The organism is Streptomyces sp. SAS_270 (assembly GCF_052543295.1).
The window spans coordinates 185,943-192,793 of the sequence record NZ_JBMNDS010000008.1 but is presented as its reverse complement, the minus strand read 5'-3'; the positions used below and the strand labels follow the sequence as shown (position 1 = coordinate 192,793).

Here is a 6,851-nt window from a genome sequence, read left to right as displayed (position 1 = left end):
TCGGTTCCGGACTCGTTGTTGACGTCGATCGACATGGTCGTGCTGGTCTACTTCCCCTTGTGTACGGCCCTGCCGCGGCCGCCCTGGCGGGAGCCGTTCTCGGTGCCGTTCTCGCTGTCGTACTTCTCGTACGCGTCGACGATACGGCCGACCAGCTTGTGCCGTACGACATCGTGGGAGGTGAGCCGCGAGAAGTGGACGTCGTCGAGGCCGTCCAGGATGTCCTGGACCTGGCGCAGACCCGACTTGGTGCCGCTGGGCAGGTCGACCTGTGTGACATCGCCCGTGATCACGATCTTCGAGTCGAAGCCGAGGCGGGTGAGGAACATCTTCATCTGCTCGGCGCTGGTGTTCTGCGCCTCGTCCAGGATGATGAAGGCGTCATTGAGCGTGCGACCTCGCATGTACGCCAGCGGCGCGACCTCGATCGTGCCGGCCGCCATCAGCCGCGGGATCGAGTCCGGGTCGAGCATGTCGTGCAGCGCGTCGTACAACGGGCGCAGGTAGGGGTCGATCTTCTCGTACAGCGTGCCCGGCAGGAAGCCCAGCCGCTCACCGGCCTCGACGGCCGGCCGGGTCAGGATGATCCGGTTGACCTGCTTGGACTGGAGGGCCTGCACGGCCTTGGCCATGGCGAGGTAGGTCTTTCCGGTACCGGCGGGGCCGATGCCGAACACGATCGTGTGCTTGTCGATCGCGTCGACGTACCGCTTCTGGTTGAGCGTCTTGGGGCGGATGGTGCGGCCACGCGAGGACAGGATGTTCTGCGTGAGCACCTCGGCGGGGGTCTCGGGTCCGTCGCCCTCCCCGTTCTCGCCCGCTCTGAGCATGGCAATCGAGCGTTCCACGGCGTCCTCCGTCATCGGCTGCCCGGTGCGGAGCACGAGCATCATCTCTGCGAACAGACGCTGGACGAGGGCGACTTCCGCCGCGTCGCCGACCGCGCTGATCTCATTGCCCCGGACATGGATGTCGGCCGCCGGGAAGGCCTTCTCGATCACGCGCAGGAGGGCGTCTCCGGAACCCAGCACGGTCACCATGGGGTGCTTGGCCGGGACGGTGAAGTGCGCTCGGGCCTGCTCCTGCGCGGGGGTCTGAGCTGTGGGTGTCTGAGTCATGGGCCGGCTATGAAGGCCTGACCATCCTCCTCTTGCGGGGGCTCGCGCCCGCTCGACAGCCTTGCACTGCCAAGAGTACGACGGTGCACTGACAACCCCGTAGGGCTTTTCCGGGGCGGCGTCATCGGGGCGTGGAGGCGCGGCGCTCTAGGCCGACCGGCCGAACCCGATCGTGGGGACCGCTCGGCGCAGCGGCCACGGTCGCGTGACCTCGGGGATGAGGCCCTCCAGGAAGGCGTAGCGGCGCAGCGCGGTCGGTTCCTGGTCGTCGTAGGACTGGACGCGGCGCCACCACGCGGCGATCTCGTTCCAGCCGGGCGCCGACAGCGAGCCGCCGAACTCCTGCACGGACAGGGCGGCGGTCAGCCCGGCGAAGGCGAGGCGGTCGGCGAGGGGCCAGTCGGCGAGGGTGCCCATGACGAACCCGGCGACGAAGACGTCACCGGCGCCGGTCGGGTCCAGGGCCTCGACGGCGATCGCGGGGACCTCGGCGGTCTCGCCGGTCCGGCCGTCCACGGCGTACGCGCCCTCGGCACCGAGGGTCACCACGGCGAGCGGCACGTGTGCGGTGAGGGCCTGGGCGGCCGCTCTGGGGCAGTCGGCCCCGGTGTACCGCATGGCCTCCTCGGCGTTGGGCAGGAACGCCTCGCAGTGCGCGAGGTCGGCGAGCCCGGCGAGGTCCCAGCGGCCGGTGTCGTCCCAGCCGACGTCGGCGAAGATCCGGGTGCCCGCGCGGGCGGCCTCGGCGATCCACGGTGCGCGCACACCGGGCGTCAGCGAGGCGACGGCGGCGCGCGCCCGGGGCGGGCAGTCGGGCGCGGGCTCCTCGGGCGGCGGCTCGTGCCCGTGGCTGACCATGGTGCGCTCACCCTCGTACGCCATCGACACGGTGACCGGCGAGTGCCAGCCGGGCACGGTGCGCGACGGGGAGAGGTCGATGCCCTCGCCCTGGGCCAGCGCGTCCCAGCAGTACTCCCCGTAGTGGTCGTCCCCGAAGGCCGCCGCGAGTGACGTGCGCAGTCCGAGCCGGGCCAGCGCGGTGGCCATGTTGGCGACGCCGCCGGGGCTCGATCCCATGCCGCGGGCCCAGGACTCGGTGCCGCGCACGGGGGCGGAGTCGAGGCCGGTGAAGACGATGTCGAGGAAGACGGTGCCCGTGAGATAGACGTCCCAGGGCGGGTCCTGAGGAGTGCGCAGCCCGGCGAGCGGGTCGACCTGGGACTGGCTGTACGGTCGCTCTCCGTTGGACGCGGTCACGAGGCGCTCCCTGAACATGGTGCGGTTCAGGCCAGTGTGCACCACGCCTCCCGGTGGGCGACGGCGATCCCGCGCGTGCCGCCCGCCGCGCCGCCCCCGCCTCCTCGCGGGGCCTCGGGGGTCCTACCAGCGTGGAACGGCCGGGGTGACCCACGTGGGGTCCGCGATCCGCATCGCCGCCGCGTCGTCCCGTTCCCGCAGCGAGCCGTCGTCGTCCAGCCACCTGCGGTGCAGGAACGCCAGCTTGTCGCGGTCGAGCTCGACGCCGAGGCCGGGCGCGTCGGGCACCGTCACGCAGCCGCCCTCGAAGGTGAGGCGCTCGGTCAGTACGTCCTCGGACTGCCAGGGGTAGTGGGAGTCGCAGGCGTGGTGGAGATCGGGAACCGTGGACGCGACGTGGGTCATGGCGGCGAGGCTGATTCCCAGATGGGTGTTGGAGTGCATGGAGACCCCGACGCCGAACGTCCGGCAGACGGCGGCCAGTTCACGGGTGTTGCGCAGTCCGCCCCAGTAGTGGTGGTCCGACAGCACCACCTGGACGGCGCCCTTCGTGAAGGCCTCCTCGATCTCGGCGAAGGTCGTCACGCACATGTTGGTGGCGAGCGGCACGGACGTGCGCGCGGCCACCTCGGCCATCGCCTGGGTACCGAGCGCGGGGTCCTCCAGGTATTCGAGTACGTCCCCGATCTCCTGCGCGACCTTGACCGAAGTCTCCACGGACCAGGCGCCGTTGGGGTCCAGGCGCAGCGGATGCCCGGGAAAGGCCTCGGCGAGCGCCCGTACGGCCGCGATCTCCTCGTCGGGCGGAAAGACCCCGCCCTTGAGCTTGAACGAGGTGAACCCGTACCGGTCCTTGAACTTCCGCGCCTGCTCGACGACTCCGGCGGGATCGACGGCCGCACCCCAGTCGTCCTTCTCGGCGGCGAGGCCTTCCGGATGGCCGGCCCACTTGTAGAACAGGTACGCGCTGTACTCCACGGTCTCGCGCACCTTGCCGCCGAGCAGCGCGTGCACGGGCAGCCCGAGCGCCTTGCCGAGCGCGTCCAGACAGGCGACCTCGAACCCGGAGACGACGGACAGCCGGAGCTTGTCGGCGGTCTGCACGCCCCGCAGGCCGCCGACGTCGACCTGTCCGGAGACTCGGGACCCGTCGACGGCGACCTGGTCAGCGAGAGTGAACAGGCCGTTCAGATCACTGACTTGATGGCCCGTCAGCTTCTCCGCGAATGGCCGCGCCAACTCCAGGTACTTGCTGTCGCCGTACGTCTCCCCGACTCCGGTGACACCGTCGGCGGTCACCACCTCCACGATCAGCCGCGGGGTGTACGGCTGGTGCACGCCCTGCGTGTTGAGGAGGGGCGGGTCGGCGACCAGGATCGGCGTCAGCCGTACGTCCGTGATGGTGAGGTTCACAGAGCGGCTCCCACGAGGTCGAGTCCGGCGGTCAGAAGGGGCGTGAGGTCCGCCAGGTCGGCGGCCGAGGGATCGACGAGCGGCGCGCGAACGGGCCCCACTGACTGCCCCCGCAGCCGGGCGGCGGCCTTGACCAGCGACACGGCGTATCCGGGCACCCGGTCACGCAGTTCGACGAACGGAACGTAGAAGTCCCGCAGGAGCTTCTCCACGGTCCCGCCGTCCCCGTCCCGCAGCGCCGCATGAAAGGCGCCGGCGATCTCGGGGGCGAAGGCGTGCACGGCGGACGAGTAGGCGGGGACGCCGACGGTGGCGTACGCACGCGCCTGGATCTCGGCGGTCGAGGCTCCGTTGAAGAACAGGAAACCCTCGGGCGCGGCAAGGGTGAGCCGCTGCAGCCGGTCCAGGTCGCTGTGCCCGTCCTTCAGCCCGATGACTCCGGGAATCCGCGCGATCTGCCTCAACCCGGCGCCGGTGAAGGCGACTTGGCCACGCTGATAGGCGATGAGCGGCAGCCGTGTCCGGGCGGCGATCTGCTCCAGCTGCGCCACGAGCCCGCTCTCGGGCGCGGCGACGAGATAGTGCGGCAGCACGAGCAGGGCGTCGGCCCCGGCGTCCTCGGCGATGCGCGCGAACCGGGCGGCCTGCGCCCATCCGTACCCGGTCCCGGCGACGACCGGGACCCGGCCGGCGGCCACCTCGACGGCCGCCGCGACGACCTGCCGGTACTCGTCCTCGTCCAGCGAGAAGAACTCCCCGGTGCCGCAGGCGGGAAAGAGAGCACCGGGCCCGGCGTCGACCTGCGCCGCGACATGCGTACGGAAGCCGTCGAGATCCAGAGAGCCGTCCCCATGAAAGCTGGTCAGCGGAAACGACAGAACGCCCTCCGCCATCCCCTGACGCAACCGCCCGACAACGCTTCCCGCACCCGTACTCATCAGGAACCGACTCCATCTCCGTACGTAAACGCCATCCACATATGAATACGAAGATTAGAGAGACGAACAAGAACCGTCAATGCGCCCCTCCGCCGCCCTCCCCCCCGACACGGACATGGCAGGGCCCCGGCAGGCAGCAGCCGCACCGGGGCCCGGACCCATGTGGGTCCTACGCGAAACAGGTACTTCGCGAAACAGGTCCTACGTGAACTCGTACGCCTCGACCTCGGCGATGTACCGGGCCCGGCGCTCCTCGTCGTGCTCCAGGAAGGAGGCGACGAAGGAGTTGCGGGCCAGCTCCCGCAACCGCTCCGGCCCGAGCCCGAGCGCCGCTCCCACGGCGTCGAAGTTGTCCCCGGCGTAGCCGCCGAAGTACGCGGGATCGTCGGAGTTGACGGTGCACAGCAGCCCGGCGTCGAGCATGGCGGGCAGCGGGTGGTCCGCGAGGACGTCCACCGCGCGCAGCCGTACGTTCGACAGCGGGCACAGCGTCAGCGGCACCCGCTCCCGCACGAGCCGCTCGACGAGCTCGGCGTCCTCCATGCAGCGCAGCCCGTGGTCGATGCGCTCGACGCCGAGGATGTCCAGGGCCTCGGTGATGTACGCCGGCGGCCCCTCCTCGCCCGCGTGGGCGACACGGCGCAGGCCGAGCGCGGCGGCGGCCTCGTACACCTCGCGGAACTTGACCGGCGGGTGGCCGACCTCGGCGGAGTCGAGGCCGATGCCGACGATCCGGTCGAGGTGGGGCTTCGCGGCCTCCAGCGTGTCCATGGCCGACTCGGCGGACTGGTCCCGCAGGAAGCACATGATCAGCTGGGTGGACACGCCGTGCGTCTCCTCGCTGCGCCCGAGGGCCTGCCACAGCCCCTCGACGACGGTCCCCATCCCCACCCCACGGGCGATGTGGGCCTGCGGATCGAAGAAGATCTCCGCGTGCCGCACGCCTTGCGCGGCGGCGCGCGCGAGATAGGCGTCGGCGAGGTCGGCGAAGTCCTGCTCGGTGCGCAGGACGGCCATCAACTCGTAATAGAGGTTCAGGAACGACTGGAGGTCGTCGAAGAGGTACGCCTTGCGCAGCTCTTCGGTGTCCGCGTACGGCAGCTCGACGCCGTTGCGCGCGGCGAGCGCGAAGGCGAGCTCGGGTTCGAGAGTGCCTTCGATGTGCAGGTGGAGTTCAGCTTTGGGGAGGGGCATCGCAGCATAGTACGGGTGTTTTATTGCCGTTTCGGAACCGGCACCCGTTGCAGATCGTGGGCCACGGTCAGCTCTCCCTCGAACCCGGCGGCCCGCGCCTGCCGCTCGAACTCCTCCGGGTCCGAGTAGCGCTGACTGAAGTGCGTGAGCACTAGATGCCGCACACCGGCGTCCCGCGCGACCGCCCCGGCCTGACCGGCTGTCAGATGCCCGTGATCGGCGGCGAGTTGAACATCCTCGTCGAGGAACGTCGACTCGATGACGAGCAGGTCGCATCCCTCGGCGAGCGCGTGCACCCCCTCGCACAGCCGGGTGTCCATGACGAACGCGAACCGCTGCCCGCGCCGCACCTCGCTGACGTCGTCGAGCGTGACGTCCCCGAGGAAGCCCTCCCGCTGGATCCGCCCGACGTCCGGCCCCTTGATCCCGTGCGCGGCGAGTCGCTCGGGCAGCATGCGCCGCCCGTCGGGCTCTACGAGCCGGTACCCGTAGGACTCGACGGGATGGGAAAGCTTCCGCGCCTCCAGGCGGTACCCGGAGGTCGTGGCGAGGACGCCGTCGGCGGCGACCGGCGCCTCGGTGAGCGCGACGGTCTCGCGGTACGCCGTCGCGTACCGCAGCCGGTCGAAGAACCGCTGCCCCGAGCGCGGATAGTGCGCGGTGATCTCGTGCGGCACCCGGTCGAGGTTGATGCGCTGGATCACCCCGGCGAGACCGAGCGAGTGGTCGCCGTGGAAGTGCGTGACGCAGATCCGGTGCAGGTCGTGCGCGGCGACCCCGGCACGCAGCATCTGCCGCTGGGTGCCCTCGCCGGGGTCGAAGAGAAGGCCCTCGCCGTCCCAGCGCAGCAGGTAACCGTTGTGGTTGCGGTGCCGGGTCGGGACCTGGCTGGCGGTGCCGAGCACCACCAATTCACGTACGGACAAGGTCA

The 6,851-nt window shown here is 70.5% G+C and carries 6 protein-coding genes; all 6 read right to left on the bottom strand.

Features of this window, described 5'->3' with window-relative positions; translation table 11 throughout:
• Positions 1–47: 47 nt before the first annotated feature.
• The 6 genes from ACN6LB_RS08390 to ACN6LB_RS08365 all read right to left on the bottom strand — a co-directional run bounded on the left by ACN6LB_RS08390 (position 48) and on the right by ACN6LB_RS08365 (position 6,846).
• A complete protein-coding gene (locus ACN6LB_RS08390) occupies positions 48–1,118 on the bottom strand; it encodes a PhoH family protein (RefSeq protein ID WP_356143407.1) in 1,071 nt (356 codons plus the stop codon).
• 147 nt (positions 1,119–1,265) lie between these two features.
• Positions 1,266–2,393 (bottom strand): carbohydrate kinase family protein, encoded by a 1,128-nt coding sequence (locus ACN6LB_RS08385; RefSeq protein ID WP_356143435.1) that lies wholly within the window; start codon positions 2,391–2,393, stop codon positions 1,266–1,268.
• A gap of 105 nt (positions 2,394–2,498) precedes the next feature.
• Positions 2,499–3,788, bottom strand: coding sequence for a glucarate dehydratase family protein (locus ACN6LB_RS08380; protein ID WP_445025206.1), 1,290 nt, complete (start codon positions 3,786–3,788; stop codon positions 2,499–2,501).
• Positions 3,785–4,726 carry a 5-dehydro-4-deoxyglucarate dehydratase gene (locus tag ACN6LB_RS08375; RefSeq protein WP_445025205.1) on the bottom strand — a complete coding sequence of 314 codons (942 nt, stop codon included), beginning with the start codon at positions 4,724–4,726 and terminating at the stop codon, positions 3,785–3,787. The genes ACN6LB_RS08380 and ACN6LB_RS08375 overlap by 4 nt, the downstream gene beginning before the upstream one ends.
• A 201-nt stretch (positions 4,727–4,927) precedes the next feature.
• The gene (locus tag ACN6LB_RS08370) at positions 4,928–5,920 is read right to left on the bottom strand and encodes an adenosine deaminase (RefSeq protein WP_445025204.1); all 993 of its coding nucleotides are present in this window, start codon (positions 5,918–5,920) and stop codon (positions 4,928–4,930) included.
• A gap of 20 nt (positions 5,921–5,940) precedes the next feature.
• Positions 5,941–6,846, bottom strand: a complete 906-nt coding sequence (locus tag ACN6LB_RS08365) for a ribonuclease Z (RefSeq protein WP_445025203.1) — start codon at positions 6,844–6,846, stop codon at positions 5,941–5,943.
• Between the last annotated feature and the right edge of the window lie 5 nt (positions 6,847–6,851).